We start from the raw sequence: 20,323 nt of genomic DNA on the forward strand, positions 1-20,323 counted from the left end.
TTATTGCCATCAAATCGAGAGCTTGCAAATATCGGGATGTTTAGAATTTTGTGCAAAAAATTTATCACCAATAATTCCACTTATTCCTTAATCTTGCCTAATCTCTAGAAAACTAGTGCTAAAAGCAGCTAAATTTACTCAATAATTTTTTTATAGATATATATCATTATATCAATTGAATCTTTCAACTTTACCCGGTTTATCAACAAAAAGGCTCGAGGCTTTATCTAAGTCGGGCATTAGGTCCGCCGCTGATTTATTGTATTATTTCCCGTACCGCTATTTAGACCGGACGAATGTGCAGCCAATCAAGCAACTAAGAGGAGCAAATGAAGAGGTTACCGTTACCGGGAAAATCACTTCTATAGAAGAAGTTGGGTTTGGCAGAAAGAAGCGACTCGAGATTTCTATTTATGACCGAACAGGAGTTGTTAAAGGGGTTTGGTTCAGAGGGGCTTCTTATTTCAAAAAGGCATTTAAGGAAGGAGAGGTTGTAGCTTTTTTTGGACAAGCAAAGAGATATGGTAAAACTATCACCATGGCTCATCCCGAAGTTGACAAATTAGCTGAGGAAGGAGACCTGGAGGCTTTTTCCAAAATTGTTCCCATTTATCCGGGAAATAAAGAACTAAGCAAAGCACGTATTACCAGTGTACTCATTAGAAAATGGATCCAGTCCATGTTAAGCGAAACTACTTTGAATGAGTTTTTACCGCAAAGTATGCTTAAGGAGATGAACCACCCCCTTCGTAAAGAAGCCTTTCAAATGATCCATTTCCCGAATAGCCATTCGGATCATAAAAAAGCCCTTGATCGGTTTAAGTTTGAAGAGCTCTTTCTTTTTGAATTGAGTATGGAGAAAATCCATCACACTATAAAAGAAAGAGAACGAGGTCATGTATTGAGCAATCTTGGAAATTATACCTCTACTTATTTTAAAGAGCTACTCCCTTTCGATTTAACAGATGGTCAGAAATCTGCCCTGGCTGATATCAAAAAAGATGTACGATCAGGGAGGCAGATGAACAGGCTTATCCAGGGAGATGTAGGCGCCGGTAAAACAATTGTTGCCATTGGGGCATTATTGATGGCATTGGATAATGGCTATCAGGCAACGTTCATAGCTCCTACTGAAATTTTGGCCGAACAACATTTCCAGACTTTATCAAGCCAGTTAAAAGATTTGGATATTAATATTCGATTATTGGTAGGAGGTCAAAAGACCGCATTACGCCGAGATGTACTTACGGATATTGAAAGAGGAAGCTGCCAAATTGTAGTTGGTACCCATGCGGTTATCCAGAAAGAAGTAAAGTTTCACAAGCTTGGTTTGGCTGTGATAGATGAGCAACACCGATTTGGAGTAAAGCAACGGGCAGAGCTATTAAATAAAGGAGAGCATCCTCATATATTAGTAATGAGTGCCACTCCCATACCGCGATCATTGGCAATGACGGTGTATGCCGATCTGGATATCTCTATTATAAAAGGACTCCCATCGGGCAGAAAACCAGTTAGGACTGCTATTCGTGGAGAGAAGAAAAGAGAAAATGTCTATTCCTTTGTGAAATCAGAAGTTGATACAGGCGGACAGGTATATGTCATCTATCCATTGATTGAAGAATCCGAAGCACTAGATTTAAAAGATGCGACTGCGGGATATGAAAAACTGAAAGCAAGGTTTGCTGATTTCAACGTGGGGCTTTTGCATGGGCAAATGAGTTCGGATGAAAAAGATGAGGTCATGAAATCATTTATCGCTAACAAACTTCAGATTTTGGTTTCAACCACTGTGATTGAAGTAGGGGTTGATGTACCTAATGCTTCTGTAATGATTATAGAACATGCTGAACGTTTTGGGCTTTCTCAGCTTCATCAATTGAGAGGAAGGATTGGCCGGGGTGAGCGGCAAAGTTATTGTATACTCATGCCAGATGTGAAAGTGAGCAAAGCAGGTGCCTTCCGACTCAAAACCATGGAAGAAACCAATGATGGTTTTAAAATTGCGGAAGCAGACCTAAAGCTTCGAGGTCCGGGTGATTTTCTTGGAACCAAACAAAGTGGCTTACCTGATTTTAAAGTAGCTGATATAGTGGGCGATCAATTCATCCTTGCCCAGGCTAAAGAAAAAGCTAGAGATCTTATAGAACAAGATTCCGAACTAACCCACCCTGACCATCAACCTCTCAAAAAAATATTCGAACCTTATTTTGCTGAAAAGGCTTCTTTTTATGGAATGGGATAAAATAATTTGATTTTATAAATACTATTCAACATCGTACAAGTATGTTTATAAGAATTAATCTCTATGCTGAATTCCTGTAAAATTTTCTTGCTCTTCCTGATCGTCATAATTGCGTGTGATGTTGTAAATGCTCAGAGTAATGTTCTTCGAGGAAAGATACTCGATTCCGACACGGGAGAATCTTTACCTGGAACACATATTTTTATTAATAAAACTACAATAGGCACCATATCGGATAAGGATGGCAACTATGCACTACCAGGAATCCCAAATGGGGAACAAACAATCGTCTTCTCTTTTATAGGGTTTAAAGAACATGCAGTTAAAATTGAATTCCCTGTAGATGAAAACCAGACCTTTAATGTGAGCCTTAAACCAAAAGATTTTGAGCTGGGTCAAATTCAGGTTCGCGCGAGCAATAAGGAATGGAAACGAAATCTGGAACTTTTTAAGAAGCACTTCTTTGGATACACTAATAACTCATCCAAGATGGAGATTCTCAATCCTGAAGTATTAGATTTCGAAAACTCCGGTTCTGAATTGATAGCGAACGGCGAAGCACCTTTAAAAATACTTAACAAGGCTCTTGGATATGAAATCACATACTACCTGAATGAGAGTGTTTCTTCTAATGATAGTTTTAATGCCAGTTTTTATGTGAAGTTCGAAGAAATGAAAGCCGATTCAGAACAAGAACATCAAGCATGGCTAAGGGAAAGAAAAAGGAGTTATGAAGGCTCTTTTGTTCACTTCTTAAATGCTTTAGACAATAATTCTTATGAAGAAGAGGGGTTTGAGATTTTTGCTGCAAAGAAAGAAAGTTTGAATAATTTTGAAGGGCATCATGATTACAGTGATAAAGCCTTTACTAAAGAAATCATAAAACAAGAATTCAGTACGTTTCCAAAAAACAGCAAATGGATCGAGCTTTTCGTACCAAAAAAATATGACTATATAAAGGTGGTATATATAAACGAAGAGATAGGGTATTTACTAAAAAGTAAGATTCGCATGAGCGGTAACTATGACCAGATATCCTGGATTGAAATACCCAACCAAACCGCCGTGGTTAATAAGTTTATTGGTAGCTATTCTGAGCCCGGGAAATATACCTTACATGGATTCTGGGGTTGGACACATCGAATTCCTGAGCTACTCCCCGACAACTACAATATCAGATAAAAAACACCTGCTTTCAAACAGGTGTTTTTGTCTTCTTTTGGGTTAGAAATCACAGGCCTATGCTTATGCCTGTCTCTATATATGAGCTGAAATATCCTCGGAACGAACTGCTACTCATAGTGGCTCTATTCGACAATCTCCTTATTAAAGAAGCCTTTGCGATATAGTTGAATCGATCCATAATAGGCACAGTTACTGTAGTGGAGCTACGTATGAATTTATAATTCAGAAATTCCTCATCAGCTACTGTAAGTGTGGTAAAATCTCTGAGGGTCCCCGAGAAATTTTGAATCACCCTGGCTTTTCCTAGGTCAAAAGAGAGTTTAGTTCCGGCAACAACTTGTGAATAGTTGAGACGCTCGCTCGGTGAATCATTGAATACTTTATAGGAAACAGGAAATTCGATTTTGAAAGATTTACTCTTCGATTGAAAGCTAAGGTTACTTCCAACTGTGTACGACTCAAATGACCTCTTCTTTATTTCTTCAGGACTGGTTTGAGTGGCAAATTCTAATTCAGTTTGATTTCTTGAATTCCATTCGGCAAACAATTCGATCTCACTCGTCACCCTCCCCTTCCATCTTTTCGAATACAAGGCCTGGACTTCAAATCCATGATAATGTGTTTTATCATTATCAGTTGCATCGTATGACTTGTATCGATAACTGGCCTCAAATCTTAGCCATCTTTGTTTTTTGAGATAGAAGTCAAAATGTAATGGAGCTAATACCTGAGAATAGGAAAAGCGACTCCTGAAAATGAGGTCACTTTGATCAATTGGTGCCTGTGTTTTTCTTGAGAAACTGGGAGAAAACTCAAAATACTTCCTGGATGCATACTTGGTTCTGAATGATGCATAAACACGATAAAATTCTTTCTGAGCACTATTCTGCTGGTGGTACACATTAGCTCTTAGGTCTCCACTCAGCTTTAACCTTGTACTCCCCCATCGCTTGAGAAAATCTGTATTCGCGAACAATTCATTGTAGTTTGAATTGCTCCATAAATCACTTCTCCCCAGAGTGTCTTCTGATTGTATGAGTGTTTCCGGGTTTCTGAAAATATTCCACTCGTAGCCTTGATAAACTCCTGTTTTAACCCGGAGTTGAGCGGAAGCAAATTCCTGGAAGAAAAGTATGGCAAGTATGCAGGTGATTGTTCGTTTCATTGTTAGATGTTGGTCTTGTTTATCTATAAAACAGTCGACTGCACGATTACCCTACCACCTATAAAAAAAAGAGGAGCACAACCAGCACTCCTCTTTCCTGCATACTACTTCTTAGTGATAGTTAAGAAGTATGGTCCACCTGAGAAAAAAAGGTTAATTCAGTATGTAATTTTCATTTGAGAGGAGTCATCTCATTGAGACCGCCGCCTTCCGAAGTATGCGTACGTAGGACAAGCTTAGTTCCTCGCCGATGAGTTTCTTTTTTTGAGTACCGTTCATCTCAAATACTCATTGCTGCAATTCTCCAAGGCTTTGGAGTCGATAAGCATTTAATGTCTTCGGAATATTCGATTGCCACATTCCCAAATCCTGTACTTGCGGGCGCTGGTAGGTTCCCTGCCAATCCAGCAGTAGTACTCCTATTATATTTCGATGCTCCCCAAGGGCGAAATCTGTTTTACCAGACGGAGATGGAATCATCCGTTTCTCGCGATTAATTTTGTTACTTATGTGGCGGCGAATCACATCAATCTCCGGATAATCATTACCTATAAGTAATAAGGATATACCTACTTCAATGACCACATCCTCTTTTGCTCTTTCTAAAATGGAAAGGGTATTTCTCCTGAAGTAATCTGTAATCTCGGGAAAATCTTCATAGGCCACATCTACTTGATAATATCCTGAAGCTGCTATAACTATATGAGTCAACGTGTAGAGCTTGTTTTCGAATTGCTGCTTGCTGAGCCTTCCATCCATTTCCTCAGGATAGACCCGATTCACCGCTTCTTGAAAAATCTGTGTGTAATCTGCTATACCGAGTTGCTTTAGCCAATAAACCTGGTTTGCAAGTTGTGCTCCCCATGCTTTTATCATTCGATAGTTGGTAAACACCCTCTTAAAATCATAGGATTTCAAGGCTTCTATGAATTCATCATGGTGTTCATGCCTTAATCCAATCTCATCAAGTCTAGCTACATGGCGCAATAGCTTGGTAGCATAAAATCGATATTCCGGGAAATCGCTTAGTGTTTGACTTCGAAGCCTTTTCCTTGTAGTAGAAGTGCTGTAATATTTTCGATTACTTTCTTCACTGTATTTTTTGATGGTCTCTGCATCCAGCCCCCTTTTATAAATGGTATTTAAACTTTGATTTGCCAATTCTATCCCCTCCAGGAAAAGAGGAATGTATTTTTCGTCCCCATAGTGGCGGTAAAATCTGAGTCCCATATGCCCGGTTTTGAAACGGGATAATTTGTCAGCATTCCTTTCGTAATTGTCCCTGATGATGGCTGCGTCTTCTGCAAAGTTATATTCAACAGATACCTCCTCATGCTGGAAAGCAAAGCTCTGTTCCTGACTAAGGCTCAATACTAATAAGGTTATCAGGCCGATATATTTTGTTATGTTCATAGCGTGAATTTTTTTGGTGTTTAACTCAAAAACATCTCACAAGAGGTTTTCCCTACCCCTCTTTTCTAATACTGATTTCTACTTTGCTTTAAAAATTGGTCTACAAAAACTATACAAATACTGGATTTGTGCTCCTGAACACTTATTATTGGAACGGGTATCAATTAGGAGTATTAAGTGACCAAACAAAAGAAGGATAACAACGATCCAGAAGAATTTTATTCTAAAAGGAATTGTGATTTCTGTAATTCGCAAGAAGGGGAAATGCGAAAAGTGGGTCAGTATATCGTTGAGCTAAATGAGATTGAACACGATGGAGAAACAAAGCTTGCGTGTCAGGGTTGTAAAAGAAAGATCAAGAGCATGAGTGCCTTTCAAGATAAATACAACAACGGGAAAAGGTTTTCATTCTTAAGGAAACTATTCTTTTCTGGTTTTCAACAAAAATAAATACACTCCTCTCTCATTTCACTCGTTTAATAAGCCCTCTCTCTTTTGAGTTCTTAATCAACAGAGACTATCTTCTACAATAAGATAATTTTTTCGCCTTGACTCAATTTCTAAAACTCTTAGCTACCCTCCTTTGTGTTTTAATTTTCCCCTGGTTCAATTCTTATTCACAAATTCAGTTTGGAGGGCATCCACCATCTCTAAGCTGGAATCAAATAAATACACAAACTGTAAAAATTATCTACCCGGATGGTGAATACGAAAAGGCAAATCGAATAGCTAATCTTATAAACTATATACATGCCCATCAGCTTCATACTGTTGGCTCAAACTCAAAAAAAATTGATATAGTACTTCAGGCTAATCAAGTTATTAGCAACGGTTACGTTTCCCTTTCTCCATTTCGTAGTGAGTTTTTTGCGACTCCTTTTCAAAATAATCAGGTATTAGGCTCAGTAGATTGGTTAGATGGTTTAGCCATACATGAATATAGGCATGCGCTTCAGTTTTCTAACTCGAATAGATGGGTAACTAAGTTTTTTCATATCACACAAGGTCAGGGTGGATGGGCTGGCTCTATGTTCCTTGCTATTCCCGACTGGTACTTCGAAGGAGATGCAGTAAGCTCGGAAACTGTTCTCAGCAGTGGCGGAAGAGGCAGGAATGCTTCCTTTTTCAAAGAACAAAGAGCATTACTCCTAAATGATATCGATTACTCCTATATGAAGGCACGCAATGGTTCCTATAAAGACCTGGTTCCAAGTCATTATCCACTCGGGTTTGCGATAATAAACTATGGGAGAAATCAATTTGGACCAGATGTTTGGAAAAAAGTTCTTAAAGATGCCGGATCATACAGAACTATTATTTACCCTTTTTCTGGAGCTATGAAAATCCATACAGGAATGCGCGCTCCTGGTATGTACAAAGCCTCATACTCAGAATTAAAAGAACAGTGGAATAAAGAATTAAATGAGCTTCAATTAACTAATCACCAAAGTCTAACACCAAAACAGAAAATATTTACTAATAACAGCTTCCCTCAATATATAGATGAAAGCAGTATTGTATACTTGAGTGCCAGCTACAAAAAAACAGGGGCAATCTATCAGCTAACTAATGGGCAAACGAAAAAAATTACAGATGTTGGCTCTTCAGTATCTCCTTTTCTGTCCTCTACTAATTCGATTCTCTCCTGGTCAGAATATGAACGTGATCCAAGATGGGGACTTAGGAATTTCACTAAGATTATTACCTACGATTTAAATACTAGAGAGAAACGAGTTATTGCCCGAAAAACGAAATTTTTCTCTCCAGAAGCTTCTCCTGACGGCTCAAAAATTGTCGCTGCTAGATATACAGAAGAGCTGGAATCCAATATTGTAATTCTAAATATAAATGATGGTTCCATTGAACAAGTGCTTCCGAATCCGGAGGATCATACCATTTCTTATCCATCCTGGTCTTTTGATAATGGCGCCATTATTTACCTTGGAAAAAAGAATAGTCAACTAGCTATTTTTAAATTCAACCTTTCGAATGATCAGATTTCTCAACTTTCTCCCTGGACAACACATACCATCGGAAAAATTGCAGTAGGGAAGGATAGAGTGGTTTACTCAGCCTCTTATACAGGTATTGATAATATTTTTTCCATTGATCTGGATGGGTCACAAACCATTACTCAGCTTACTTCGTCAAGAATTGGCGCTTACCAGCCAGATATTTCTCCGGAAGGTACACGGATTGTGTTCAGTGAATTTACCGAGATGGGATCCGTACTCAGTTCTCTGGAAATAGAAAAATCTATGCAAAAAATTATTGCTCCTATCGCACCATCTCATATGGAACGATTTAATATTAATCTTGCAGAATATGAAGAAGATATTCTTGATAAAATCCCTGATACCAAGTTTGAAGCCAAGCCATATAAGGGGTTTCTTAAAGGAACAAAACTGCATGACTGGGGAATATCAGGAGGTACCAGTGAAGTATATGCACGGATAGGATTTACTAACATTCTAAATGATTTTAATGCAAATCTAATCAGTGGTTTTAACCAAAACGAGGATGCTTTTAGATATGGTGTCTCTGCGCAATATGCCAGGTATTTCCCTGTAATTAACGCTTCCGCTTTTAACACTGACCGAAATACAGTAGTCCTCTCTAAAAGTGATTCAACTTATTTTTTGGATAGTTTCACTCAAAATAAAGTGAGCACAGGGATTTCAATTCCTTTGGTCTGGGAGCGAGGAAATTATTCGACTGGATTAACAATAACAGGGAACCTTGCCGCTTATCATCTAGGAAGTCGTTTTTCTTTAGAAAACTCATCTGAGCAACTTACTTCATTAGAGCTAAATCTTGTTTCCTACAATATCAGAAGGAGAGCATACCAAAATGTTCAACCCCGCTTAGGGCCGTATTTATTGATGTATTATTCGAAGTCACTTTCTGATATAGAAGCGGAGCGCTTTAACGCTCAAATGGGTCTTTATATACCTGGAATCGGTTTGAATCATGGAATCCTAATTGAGGGAGAATATCAAAAAGAAGACCTAAGTAATACCTACCAATACTCCGATGTATTTAATTTTGCTCGTGGGTATGCATACCCCTACAATGATGAAGTATTTCGCTTTTCAATAAACTATCAACTCCCTTTGTTATATCCCGACTGGGGGTTTTTCAATTTTACCTATTTCAAGAGAGTGAGATTAAACATGTTTTATGATATAGCGAAACACAATTTATTTTTAACAGACTTCGAAGAACGCAGTAGATCTTTCGGTGGGGAACTAATTTTGGATAATGTCATGCTCAATGTTTTGCCCATAAGTTTTGTGCTAAGACAAAGCTATCTACTCGATTCAACATCAGGGGATTCCAATACCAATTTCGATTTCTTTATAAGGATTGCACTCTAACCTAGGCCAGTTCTTTCAAATATGAAACCAGGTCGTCCTCTGTTTGTAATTCCAGCTTTTTCTTGAGACGGTACCTTGCCTGAACTACACTTCTTGTATTTATCCCGATTATGTTGCCAATTTCTTTATTCGATAATTCCATTTGAACAAGTGAAGCAAGCCGCTTATCCCCTTTGGTAAGTGAGTTCCCTTTTTGATCTAATTTTCTGAAAAAGCCACTATTTACTTGGTCTATTCTGTTTAATAAGTGCTCTTCCTCTCCAGTAATTTTGGTAGTATGTCGTAAGGAACTTACCAAAGAATTAAGCTCTTTCTTCGACTCAATGTTGATAAGCACTTTCGATACTTTAGTTAATCGTTCAATCACACTATTCAAAAACTCATCTTTAGCATTTATTAGCATCCCATAGCTTTCCAGCTCCTTTTGAATGCTTTGAATTTCTTGCTCCCTGTCTTTTTCCTTCCGCTTAGAAGATTGCCTATAACTTATGGAAATGCCTATCAACAGGACCGAACCTATGACAATCGATAATATCATCTTCAATCTGGCCTCTCTATTTTCGGCTTCTAAAAGAAGAATCTCTTGTTCTTTTTTCTGAGTATCGTATCGAGCCTGAGCCTCAACTAGTTCCTCTCTGGTATCCATGTTTGTGATACTATCGCTATATATTTTGAAGTGCTCGTGATTTTCTAACGCCAATTCAGATTTACCAGCCTCTTTAAACACTGTATATAGTAGATTATACCCATCTCGAATAAGAATTAAGGAGCCTACTTCCTTTGCGATTTCATAAGATTCTAGTGCATATTCTTCTGCTTTTGAATGATTCCCCAATTCAAGATTAATTGACGATAAATGCCTTAATGTCTCGGTGAGGCCCATAAGGTTGTTCATTTTCTTATCAAATTCTCTGGACTGCAAGGCATATACTAATGCAGAATCGAGCTTTTCTTCCTTTTGATAGACCATTGCCAGATTAATGATATCGGTACTCATTAAAAGGGTATCCTTTAAACCCTCTTTTATCTTTAGCGCCTCCTTAAACTTCTGCTTAGCCTTACCATATTCTTTAGTTTGAAAATAGATACTTCCCAGGGTACTCGTTGCAATTGCCTTAGGTTGACGAGCATTAGCCTTTTCGAAATACGTGAGGGCTTCTTCATAGAAATCGGTTGCAGCTTCATATTGTTCATCATAAAAGTAAACATACCCGATCATTCCAATAATTTGTCCCATCCTACTAGAGTTATTGGAGCTCGACTTGAGGTTATACGCTTCCATCAAATTTACGATAGCTTCATCATGTACCCCTTTCACCGCATAGTGCCTACCCAAATTATAGTAGGCACTAATTAGCAATTCTAAATCCTCTTGCCCCTTAGCAAACTCAAGAAATGATTCTGCAAAAAAAAGCATCGAATCGATATCGCTACGCATGTACCTTGAAATAAGAATCTCATATGCTCTATGAAAATCTTCGACTCTTTCTTCGTCTTCTAAAATGCTTCTTAGTTCATAATTCGACATCCTTCCATACTGAGCGTAGACATCGCAGCAAACCAACACTAATACCAAACCCAAAACTAAATTTTTAATACCCATGACATACTTGTAGATCGAATGTATACATCAATATATGATTTAGCCTCCAAAAGCCTTATGTGTTTTAAAAAATGCTCGGTCTACAAATGATCTACAAATCCATCTCAGAGTATTCTTTTAGCTATAATTGTGAAGCAAATTTGTCTACCCTTAACATAATTCTAATACCCGTGAATAATTGGTTGATAGCCGGTTATTCTCTTTCCTAAAGGAACTAATCCTCAATCCGAATCTATCGGGTTGTATTAGTAAAACAATAATCTACCTGACCAAGACAAGCCAAAGCCTCGATTTAATCGGGGCTTTTTTTATAGGGCAAGTAATACTTCTAATAAATCTTCTTTAGGATCTAGTTCTAGTTTCTTTCTTAACCTGTAACGACTTTGCTCAACACTTTTAGGTTCGATATTAAGAATACCCGCTATTTCTTTAGCACTAAGTTTTAATCTGATTAAAGCTGCCAGTCTCTTGTCCTTTTCTGTAAGATCAGGAAATTGATTTTTTAGGTTATCAAAAAAACCGGAACAAACTTGATCAACTTTAGATTGAAGTTCCATTCTTTGCTCGTTAATCGAAACGTTTTGAAGAATCTTCATTTCCATTCTTGTTAACTCTCTCCTCATCTCATCTCGATCGGAACCAAATCGAATACCATAGATCTGTTCCTTTAGTTGCTCAAGGAAATCGTTCTTTTCTACAATATGGAGTGCATAGTCGGTAAGCTCTTTTTGTACCTGCTCAAATCTCAGCTTTTCATTTTCCAGTTCCTCTTCTGCTAACCTCTTTTGCGAATCTGCAAGCAGTCGATCTTTCTCTTTAAGTTCTACCTCTTTCTTTCTTACATGCTGTGCTCTTAAAGCGAACAGAATCGCAAAAAGAAGCCCCCCACCGAGAAGAAGAGATATCAAAATAATTCTGGTTCTTTGTAATTCTGTTTTCGAAGCTAATAGTGCAATTTCCTTCTCTCTTTTTTCTGCTTCGTATTTTTCCTGTACTTCAATAAGTGTTGCTCTACTCTCTTCATTGATTACACTATCCCTGTAATCATGAAATTTGATATAGCTTGCTAACGCTTCACCCTTATTACCTAGAAAATCGTGAGCTTCGTAAAGAACTTCGTACGCTCTTTCAAGATCACGGTACGACTTATATTCTTCAGCAAGCAGAGCGGCATTTTTGGCATAATTTAATGCTGTATCTCCAATACCAAGATCAATATTCATCCTGGCAAGATCTCTATAAGTTCCAATTAATTTTCTCCTGGAACCTACCTTTTCATCAATTTCCAGTGCCCTCTCCAAAAAAATACGAGCTGAATCCAACTGCCCCCATTCCTGATAAATCATCGCAATATTTTTTATGTCTGAAGTCATCAACAAAGAATCTTTAAGTTCCTCTTTTACTTTAAGCGATTGTTTATAATAATTTTTCGCAGATTCCAGGTCTTCTTTTTGATAATAAATACTTCCGATAGTACTAATAGTAATCGCAAGTGGACGTTGGGCCCCTAAAGGTTCGAAATAGGTACGTGCAAGTTTATAATAATCTAGAGCTGTGTCGAACTGGTCATTTGTGTAATACACGTAGCCGATCATACCTACAATTCTTCCCTGCAATGTTAATTCAGAATTTGAAGTACCAAACGTAGCGTCAGCTAATACTTGTGCAATCTTAAATTCATCAATGGCCTTAACAGTTTCCCCTTTGTATCCATAATATCGACCCATATTGTAGTGTGCCCCTACCATCAGTGTTGTATCTCTAAGCTCGTCAGCAAATTCAACAAAACCTTGAGCAAATATGTAAGCTGAATCCAAATCATTATCTAGATAACGATTCATCAGTGTTATATACATGACCTCTAGCTCGTTTGGATCTTCTTCTAGCTCGAGCCTGTTGATTAGTTCATTTGTTGATTGTGCTTTTATCTCTTGAACAAAGAAGCAAAGCAGAGCAATGCTTACTAGTGCAAATCTATTTCTCCTCATATCTCTAACTTTATTTTTTTAGACCCTACAGGATCCCTACATAATTCATAACCCACAAGAATGTACTATTTATTTTCTAAACAGTTTTCTAAAAAAGTACCAAATTAACACCGTTAAGGCACTTATTTACCCCTACGCGCTCTCTACATTCGGGAAGATCGCCAATCAAACCTGATAAATTAGCTTCAGCCAATTAAGGTTCGACAAACAAATGGGTTTTAGAAATGAATATGCAAATATGTGAGCAAAGTGTAGAAGTTAGAAGCTGCTCCTGCTGTGGAGCTGAAGAAGGTAAACCTAGATTAGTGGGTGACTTTTTGGTAAAACTTCAAACTGTTGTAATAGATAATGAGGAGCAGTTGGTATGCCAAAGCTGTTTAAGAAAAAATAGGATAGTTAGAGAGACACTTGGGTTAGTATCCTTTTGTCAGGGTGAAGCAAAGACAAAGACAAAATTCAAGTTCAAATTAGGATTCTTAAGCAGATAAATAGAACAAAGGAACTAATTGCAGTACCCCAATTTCTGGTATTGCTTAGTACACGGTAACATACCTGACCCAGACAAGAAAAAGCCCCGGTTTCGGGGCTTTTTTTATATGGTAGCTTTCTTCTTTTCTTCGCGTTTACGATCGTTATGATCTAAAAACTTTTTTCTTACTCTTAAGCTTTTGGGAGTCACTTCAAGTAGCTCGTCATTAGCGATAAATTCTATGCATTCTTCGAGGCTCATTTTTTTTGCCTGAGAAATTTTAATTGAGTCTGCAGTTTGAGTAGCACGATGATTAGTCAGGTTTTTCTTCTTAGCTACATTTACAACCATATCATCAGTACGGTTATTTAACCCTACTACCATTCCCATATAGGTTGGATCTCCTGGCTCTACAAAAAACTGACCTCGATCCTGAATACCTTCTAACGCGTATCCCGTTACATCTCCTTTTTCCAAGGCGATTAGTGCCCCTCTGGTACGTCCTGGTATCTCACCTGCAAAAGGCTCATACGCATCAAACTGCTGGTGCATTATTCCTGTACCTCGCGTTTCGGTTAGCATCTCCCCTCTAAAACCTATCAATCCCCTCGACGGAACTCTAAACTCAATTCTATTATTCTCTCCTTCCTGGCTCATACCTTGCATGATCCCTTTTCTCTTTTGAAGGTTATCGATCACACGGTTACTGTAATCTGTGTGAACATCAATGACCACTTCTTCGACAGGCTCATGAACAACACCTTCCATTTCCTGCATCAAGACTTCTGGTCGAGATACTGCAAATTCGAATCCTTCTCGTCTCATCGTTTCAATAAGAATTGCCATCTGCAATTCCCCACGTCCTGAAACCTTAAATACATCAGGACTATCAGTCGCTTCCAACCTCATCGCTACGTTGGTACGCACTTCCTTTTCCAAACGGTCCTTGATCTGATTCGAAGTAACATAATCTCCTTCTAATCCTGCGAAAGGAGAATTGTTTACCCGGAAATACATCGCAATAGTTGGTTTATCAAGATCAATATACTCTAGAGGTGTTGGATCAGATATTGCCGTTAAGGTATCGCCAATATTCACTGAATCGTAACCTGCAAGAGCAACAATGTCACCAGCACGAGCTTCTTCTACAGGTTCTCTCTGGAGTCCGTTAAAAGTAAATAGTTTGGTAGCACGACCTTTCATCTTTTGATCGCCTTTTCCATTCACTAAAACCACTTCCTGGTTAAGCTTTATGGTTCCCTGTTCTATTCTACCGATCGCAATTCTACCTACATAATCATTCCAGTCAATACTACTCACCAGCATTTTGAATTCTTCCTCAACTGGTTGAGAAGGGGCTGGAACATGATCTACAATGGTATCCATCAATGGTGCAAGGCTTTCCCCTTCGTCTTCAAGCTCAAGTTTTGCAATCCCATCTCTGGCCACTGCATATAGTACCGGAAAATCGAGTTGATCATTGGTTGCATCAAGCATTACAAACAAGTCAAAGATTTCATCCAGCACAGCATCTGGCCGGGCATCCTTCCTGTCTATCTTATTTATCACGACGATAGGCTTATACCCAAGACTTAGGGATTTACGAAGCACAAACTTGGTTTGTGGTAATGGGCCTTCGGCAGCATCTACCAAAAGGATTACTCCATTTACCATTTTTAGAATCCGCTCTACTTCTCCACCAAAATCAGCGTGACCCGGAGTATCTACGATATTGATTTTAGTATCACCCCAATGAACCGCGGTATTTTTTGCACTGATGGTTATACCACGTTCCTTCTCAAGGTCGCCGGAATCCATTACTCTCTCTTCTACTTCCTGGTTTTCCCTGAAAGTTCCGCTCTGCTTTAGTATTTGATCAACTAATGTAGTTTTCCCATGATCTACGTGAGCGATAATGGCAATATTTCTTAAGTCTTGATGCATGTTTAATTGTGAATGAAAAATTCCAAGCCCTGAAGATACGGCTATTTCAATGAAATTATGATTATGAATTACTTAAATGTTTAGTCCTAATTTCTGATACTTATTAACAGATGTACTAGTTTATAACATGCTAAAAGAGATAACTCATTTTCCTGGAAAAACTTTAATCGGCCTTAGATCTGATACTTCTTTATCCAATTACGCAGCACCAAAGCTTTGGCCTCAATTCATGCCTAGAAGAAAGGAAATTCCGAACCTGGTATCAGAAGACAATTTTTCAGTTCAACTTTATAATGGTATTTACTCTTTTAAAAGCTTTACTCCCTTCATTGAGTTTGAGTATTGGGCGGCAGTAGAAGTTTCTGATGTTGATCATATCCCAGCGGGTATGGAGGTATTAGAAATTCCAGAAGGCTTGTACGCCATTTTTATCCATAAAGGTCCGGTAACTGAGTTTGTTCAAACACTTAGATTTATTCATGAACAATGGCTTCCGACTTCTGGATTTGAAATTGATCATCGCCCTCACTTTGAAGTGCTTGGAAAAAAATATTTAGGAACTCAACATCCCGATTCTGAAGAAGAAGTTTGGGTGCCCATAAGAGCCATTTCTTAGTAAAGCCTTGACAAAGGTTTTTTAAAAATAATTTCAAAAGTCCTTTTAATTAATTACCCTGGACGAAGCTTTTTCGCTTTAACCTTAACAAAATCATGTGAATAATGAAGCATATTAGAATTATATCTGCACTACTCTTAGTAACTATCTTCACGGGGTGTTATAACGCTGTTGTAATGACTGACAAAACTCCATCTAATGTTGTTATTGACCAACCATGGGCTATGGGCTTTGTATACGGATTAGTACCTCCAACTCCTATTGATGCTAGCGAAACTTGCACAGATGGAGTAGCAAAAGTTGAAACTAAAATTAGCTTTCTCAATGGACTAGTTTCAGCACTAACATTTAGTATAGTAACTCCAATGCATATTACTGTTACTTGTGCTGAGCCTGGTAGCACTGCTGATGCTGGATTTGATGAAGACCAAACCATTACCGTACCAGAAGATGCAACAGATGATGAATTACAAGAAATCTACAAATACGCTTCCGATCTGGCCGTAAAACACGATAAACCTATTTATGTTTCTCATAAATAGAGTGAAAAACTGATAAAAAGTTTTCCACTTCTGGAATTCTAAAAGGGAAGGAATTTGATATCCTTCCCTTTTTTACTTTCTTATCCCCATATCGAATTATAGCTATGAGGGTTAGGAAAACAATTCTCTTTTCTTTAATACTAGAGGTCATTCTCTTTTCCAATGCGATCTTCGCACAGAATTTCAGCGAACTTGGAAGGCCCTTTTATACGTACTACTCTCCAGAAGACTACGAAGGGCATAACCAGAATTGGGCAGCGATCCAAGATTCTACCGGGCGTATGCTTTTTGCAAACAATCACGGTGTCTTCCGTTTTGATGGCCATCGCTGGGAAAAAGCTTCTACCCTGAATGGCGGCTTAATCCGCTCATTAGTAAAGGACGAGAAGGAAAATCTTTTCTGGGGTGGTCAAAATGACTTTGGGGTTGTTGTTTCAGATTCGATTGGAAACATGGTCTTGAGGTCTCTTACCCATCTAATACCTGATTCTGTTGAATCTTACAATAACGTCTGGAATATCCTTATCAATGAACATGGGGTGTACTTTCGTTCAAATAAATACATCTTTCACTATAACAATAATGCCATTTCAATTATAAAAAATGATCGATGGTTTCAACATGGATTTGTTATAAATGGGAAAGTAATTGTTCAGCAATTTCCCCATGGCTTGTTTTACCTGGAAGGTGATTCTCTCTCTTTAATTCCTAATAGTGAGATCTTCTCGCAAGACAATGTAGGCAATATTATTCCTCTGGATAATGGTAACATGCTAGTTACCACTTTTTTTAAAGGCCTTTTTGAATTTGATGGCACTTCTTTTTCTTTCTTTAATAATGAAATCAATGAGCTCTTAAAAAAAGCTATGGCTTACAAGACCGTAAAACTTAATAGTGGAAATATTGCTATTGCTACTATTCAAGAAGGATTATTCCTGATCGATCAAGAAGGAAATTTAGTTAATCGTATGCAGGTTGAAGAGAAACCAACCACGGAGTTATTTGAAGATGACCACGGAGGACTTTGGGCTGTATTAGATGGAGGACTAGCCCGAATAGAAATAGAAGCTGCTTTATCAAAGTTTCAAAACAATGAGGGCATAACCAGCACTTCATCGTCAATTACTAGGCATAATGGAGAATTGTATGTAGGCGCTTATAATGGATTATTTAAGCTTACTCAACAAGGCTTAGAAGCTGCCAAATTCGAGCGGATAAATGATAATCGGTTTCAAATATGGACTCTGCTTAGTACTGAGAATGGGTTATTAATTGGGGCACAAGAGGGACTTTTTGTTTTTAAAGATGGAGTCATAAGTCCAATTTTAAATAACCTCGTTGTTCGAAAACTGCAGCATTCTAAAACCGATCCCAATGCTGTATTTGTTGGGGCTATGTTGAATTTCAGAACACTTAGATATAATAATAACAAATGGGAGTTGAGTCCTCCACACCCAGGTATTGAAACCAATACGCACTATATAGCTGAAAAGCCGAATGGAGACTTATGGTTAGGCTCCCAGTTTCAAGGAGCCACCAAAATCGAGGATTTCTTTAATTCAACTAGTCAGGATATTGTCAGATTTCCCAGCGAGGTTGGTTTTCCTGAAAGAACCGACAAATATACCAACACCTTTTTCCTTGATGATCATATTTCTATTGGTACTTCAAAAGGTATTTTTAGGATTGATGAATCCTCTTCTGAAATAATTCCGGATTCTACTTTTGGCCCCTTGTTTACCGGTTCTGGGAAAGATGTATTTAGAGTTAAAAAAGCGCCGGATAGAGTTTGGTTTGTTCGATCATCGGAAAATGGGATGCTTATACCTACTGATCAGGGTTCTTACGAATGGAATGATCTCCCTTTACGAAAGATATCCTCAGGTTCTACTCAAGACTTCTTTTTTGACGAAGACCTTACAACCTGGTTAGCTACTACAAATGGGGTTTATCGTTTCGACAGAGATAAGCAAAGAGAGTATTCGCACAAAGCAAAGACATACATCAATGAAGTAAGTCTCACCAAAAATGATTCACTGATTTATGGCGGACATCCTAGTCCTGGCTTTAAAACCCCAGAGTTAAAGCATGACGAAAATGAACTTCGTTTCCAATATGGGCTTCCTCATTTTTCAGCCCCCGAGGTTACTGAGTATTCCTTCAGGCTAATTGGAGATAATGACCAATGGAGCCCATGGAATAACGAATCTCAAAAGTTCTATACGAATCTTAGCCATGGTACTTATGTATTCGAAGTTCGGGCGAAGGATATGTATGAGAATATCTCTGGTACCGCAAGTTTTGCTTTTTCTATTACTCCTCCGTGGTATCAAACATCCGCAGCTTATGCCATGTATTTTATTCTTGGGCTTGGATTATTTATTGGAATATTAATTGGGGTAGTAAAATGGAATGGCAACCGGCTTGAGGCAAGAAACCGGGAATTAGAAGAGCAGGTTTCAAGTAGAACTAAAGAGATCGAAGAACAAAAACAGGTTATTCAAAAGAATCTTGATGAGAAAGAAGTGCTTTTAAAAGAAATTCATCATCGGGTGAAAAATAATCTTCAGATTATCTACAGTCTGTTAAATCTTCAAAAGGATACAATTAATGATCAGCAGGTGCTGGACGCAATCAAAGTGAGTCAGGGCCGAATCAGAAGTATGAGCCTTGTCCATGAAATCTTATACAAACATGATGATCTCAAGGAAATAGAACTTTCTGCATACCTAAAAAACCTGGTTGAACATATTGAACAGAATTATCAGAAAAGATCAGAGTCCGTTACAACGAACTACGAATTAGAGCCTTGTGAAATAGACACCAATACCGCAATCCCACTGGGGTTAACGGTACATGAAGTAATCAGCAATGCATTCAAATACGCTTTTAATGAGACTAAAGATGGCGTACTTCAAATTAAAAGCAGTATCAAAAATGGAGTACTTCAATTAATCATCAGTGATAATGGCCCCGGTTTTAACCTAACTGAGCAAAAGGAAGACACTTTAGGCCTATTACTTATCGAAGATATGGTTCGTCAGCTTAAAGGAAGTAAAGAAGTCTCTTCTTCCGTTGGTACTTCATACAAATTTGAAATCCCTATAAGCAACTCATGATTGACATCCGCGTGCTCATATTAGAGGATGAAATGGTGATAGCCCGCGATCTTCAAAAGATTCTAAAACGAATTGGAATTACAGAGATTCTGATTGTGAATGAACCGGATGAGATGGTTGATCAATCTCGTTCCTTTTTACCCCACCTGATGTTATGCGATATCAACTTAGAGGAAGATAAAGTAGATGGTATCACTCTTTGCCAAAAAATAATCCGGTCCGTTAGCACCAATATTATTTTCATCACTGCCAATGCAAATGACAACTACTTGGTAAGAGCACAAGAGGTAAAACCACTCAATTATTTACTTAAACCTTTTGATGAGGAACAAGTAGCTACCACTATCGCACTAGCACTTTCAAAACCTGAAGTACAACAGTCTGGGCATTTAAAAAAGGATTACGAGCAATTACTCACTGAAAGTGAATACAACATTCTAACGCTGATTTCAGAAAATAAAACCACTACTGAAATTGCTTCCCAATTATTTATATCTCCTAAAACGGTGGAGAATCATCGTAGGAATATCTCCCAAAAACTCAATTTGGAAGCCAAGAAAAACACCCTACTCTCCTGGGCTATTCAGCATAAAGATGAAATCTAGTACTCCTTCTCCTTTCGCTTTCTAATGAAAAATGAGGGTTAACCCCTATATC

At 38.1% G+C, this 20,323-nt stretch carries 14 protein-coding genes; 9 read left to right on the forward strand and 5 right to left on the reverse strand.

All coding sequences use genetic code 11. The features are described 5' to 3' along the window. Positions 1-175: 175 nt before the first annotated feature. Together recG and ED557_07530 are read left to right on the forward strand one after the other, a co-directional pair. Positions 176-2,245 (forward strand): ATP-dependent DNA helicase RecG, encoded by a 2,070-nt coding sequence (recG, locus tag ED557_07525; protein RNC83627.1) that lies wholly within the window; start codon positions 176-178, stop codon positions 2,243-2,245. A gap of 63 nt (positions 2,246-2,308) precedes the next feature. Next, complete coding sequence (locus ED557_07530; protein RNC83628.1) at positions 2,309-3,427, forward strand: carboxypeptidase-like regulatory domain-containing protein; 1,119 nt, start codon at positions 2,309-2,311, stop codon at positions 3,425-3,427. Positions 3,428-3,476: 49 nt separating this feature from the next. Here the strand turns inward: ED557_07530 and ED557_07535 are convergent, their stop codons facing one another. Next, complete coding sequence (locus ED557_07535) at positions 3,477-4,595, reverse strand: hypothetical protein (GenBank protein RNC83629.1); 1,119 nt, start codon at positions 4,593-4,595, stop codon at positions 3,477-3,479. Positions 4,596-4,883: 288 nt separating this feature from the next. Then, entirely contained in the window at positions 4,884-6,008 is a 1,125-nt protein-coding gene (locus ED557_07540) for a DUF3541 domain-containing protein (protein RNC83630.1), read from the reverse strand. Between the two features lie 177 nt (positions 6,009-6,185). Here ED557_07540 and ED557_07545 point away from each other — a divergent pair, with 177 nt between their 5' ends. Together ED557_07545 and ED557_07550 are read left to right on the forward strand one after the other, a co-directional pair. Beyond that, positions 6,186-6,458: a hypothetical protein gene (locus tag ED557_07545; protein RNC83631.1), complete on the forward strand. Its 273-nt coding sequence runs from the start codon at positions 6,186-6,188 to the stop codon at positions 6,456-6,458. A 98-nt stretch (positions 6,459-6,556) separates the two neighbouring features. Next, positions 6,557-9,385, forward strand: coding sequence for a hypothetical protein (locus ED557_07550; protein RNC83632.1), 2,829 nt, complete (start codon positions 6,557-6,559; stop codon positions 9,383-9,385). A 1-nt stretch (position 9,386) separates the two neighbouring features. On the opposite strand, the gene ED557_07555 is transcribed toward ED557_07550, so the two are convergent. Together ED557_07555 and ED557_07560 are read right to left on the reverse strand one after the other, a co-directional pair. Beyond that, entirely contained in the window at positions 9,387-10,988 is a 1,602-nt protein-coding gene (locus tag ED557_07555; GenBank protein ID RNC83633.1) for a hypothetical protein, read from the reverse strand. 308 nt (positions 10,989-11,296) lie between these two features. Beyond that, positions 11,297-12,976: a hypothetical protein gene (locus tag ED557_07560; protein ID RNC83634.1), complete on the reverse strand. Its 1,680-nt coding sequence runs from the start codon at positions 12,974-12,976 to the stop codon at positions 11,297-11,299. 224 nt (positions 12,977-13,200) lie between these two features. Between ED557_07560 and ED557_07565 the strand changes: the two genes are divergently transcribed. After that, positions 13,201-13,464 carry a hypothetical protein gene (locus ED557_07565; protein RNC83635.1) on the forward strand — a complete coding sequence of 88 codons (264 nt, stop codon included), beginning with the start codon at positions 13,201-13,203 and terminating at the stop codon, positions 13,462-13,464. Between the two features lie 104 nt (positions 13,465-13,568). Here ED557_07565 and typA read toward each other — a convergent pair whose 3' ends face one another. After that, complete coding sequence (typA, locus tag ED557_07570) at positions 13,569-15,389, reverse strand: translational GTPase TypA (protein ID RNC83636.1); 1,821 nt, start codon at positions 15,387-15,389, stop codon at positions 13,569-13,571. Between the two features lie 127 nt (positions 15,390-15,516). On the opposite strand from typA, the gene ED557_07575 reads away from it, so the two are divergent. The 4 genes from ED557_07575 (at position 15,517) to ED557_07590 (ending at position 20,271) form a co-directional block, all read left to right on the forward strand. Next, on the forward strand, positions 15,517-16,005 hold the full coding sequence (locus ED557_07575) for an AraC family transcriptional regulator (GenBank protein RNC83637.1): 489 nt from the start codon (positions 15,517-15,519) through the stop codon (positions 16,003-16,005). A gap of 104 nt (positions 16,006-16,109) precedes the next feature. Next, the gene (locus ED557_07580) at positions 16,110-16,547 is read left to right on the forward strand and encodes a hypothetical protein (GenBank protein ID RNC83638.1); all 438 of its coding nucleotides are present in this window, start codon (positions 16,110-16,112) and stop codon (positions 16,545-16,547) included. A gap of 104 nt (positions 16,548-16,651) precedes the next feature. Next, complete coding sequence (locus ED557_07585) at positions 16,652-19,666, forward strand: hypothetical protein (protein RNC83639.1); 3,015 nt, start codon at positions 16,652-16,654, stop codon at positions 19,664-19,666. Further along, positions 19,663-20,271, forward strand: coding sequence for a DNA-binding response regulator (locus ED557_07590; GenBank protein ID RNC83640.1), 609 nt, complete (start codon positions 19,663-19,665; stop codon positions 20,269-20,271). The genes ED557_07585 and ED557_07590 overlap by 4 nt, the downstream gene beginning before the upstream one ends. The last annotated feature ends 52 nt before the right edge of the window (positions 20,272-20,323 follow it).

It is taken from the genome of Balneola sp. (genome assembly GCA_003712055.1).
Lineage (GTDB): Bacteria > Bacteroidota > Rhodothermia > Balneolales > Balneolaceae > RHLJ01.

Excerpts from the sequence above, each read along its gene's own strand:
- ED557_07530 (RNC83628.1), top strand. The coding sequence starts at position 2,309 with ATGCTGAATTCCTGTAAAATTTTCTTGCTCTTCCTGATCGTCATAATT.
- ED557_07535 (RNC83629.1), bottom strand. The coding sequence starts at position 4,595 with ATGAAACGAACAATCACCTGCATACTTGCCATACTTTTCTTCCAGGAA.
- ED557_07540 (RNC83630.1), bottom strand. The coding sequence starts at position 6,008 with ATGAACATAACAAAATATATCGGCCTGATAACCTTATTAGTATTGAGC.
- ED557_07555 (RNC83633.1), bottom strand. The coding sequence starts at position 10,988 with ATGGGTATTAAAAATTTAGTTTTGGGTTTGGTATTAGTGTTGGTTTGC.
- ED557_07560 (RNC83634.1), bottom strand. The coding sequence starts at position 12,976 with ATGAGGAGAAATAGATTTGCACTAGTAAGCATTGCTCTGCTTTGCTTC.
- ED557_07565 (RNC83635.1), top strand. The coding sequence starts at position 13,201 with ATGAATATGCAAATATGTGAGCAAAGTGTAGAAGTTAGAAGCTGCTCC.
- typA (RNC83636.1), bottom strand. The coding sequence starts at position 15,389 with ATGCATCAAGACTTAAGAAATATTGCCATTATCGCTCACGTAGATCAT.
- ED557_07575 (RNC83637.1), top strand. The coding sequence starts at position 15,517 with ATGCTAAAAGAGATAACTCATTTTCCTGGAAAAACTTTAATCGGCCTT.
- ED557_07580 (RNC83638.1), top strand. The coding sequence starts at position 16,110 with ATGAAGCATATTAGAATTATATCTGCACTACTCTTAGTAACTATCTTC.
- ED557_07585 (RNC83639.1), top strand. The coding sequence starts at position 16,652 with ATGAGGGTTAGGAAAACAATTCTCTTTTCTTTAATACTAGAGGTCATT.
- ED557_07590 (RNC83640.1), top strand. The coding sequence starts at position 19,663 with ATGATTGACATCCGCGTGCTCATATTAGAGGATGAAATGGTGATAGCC.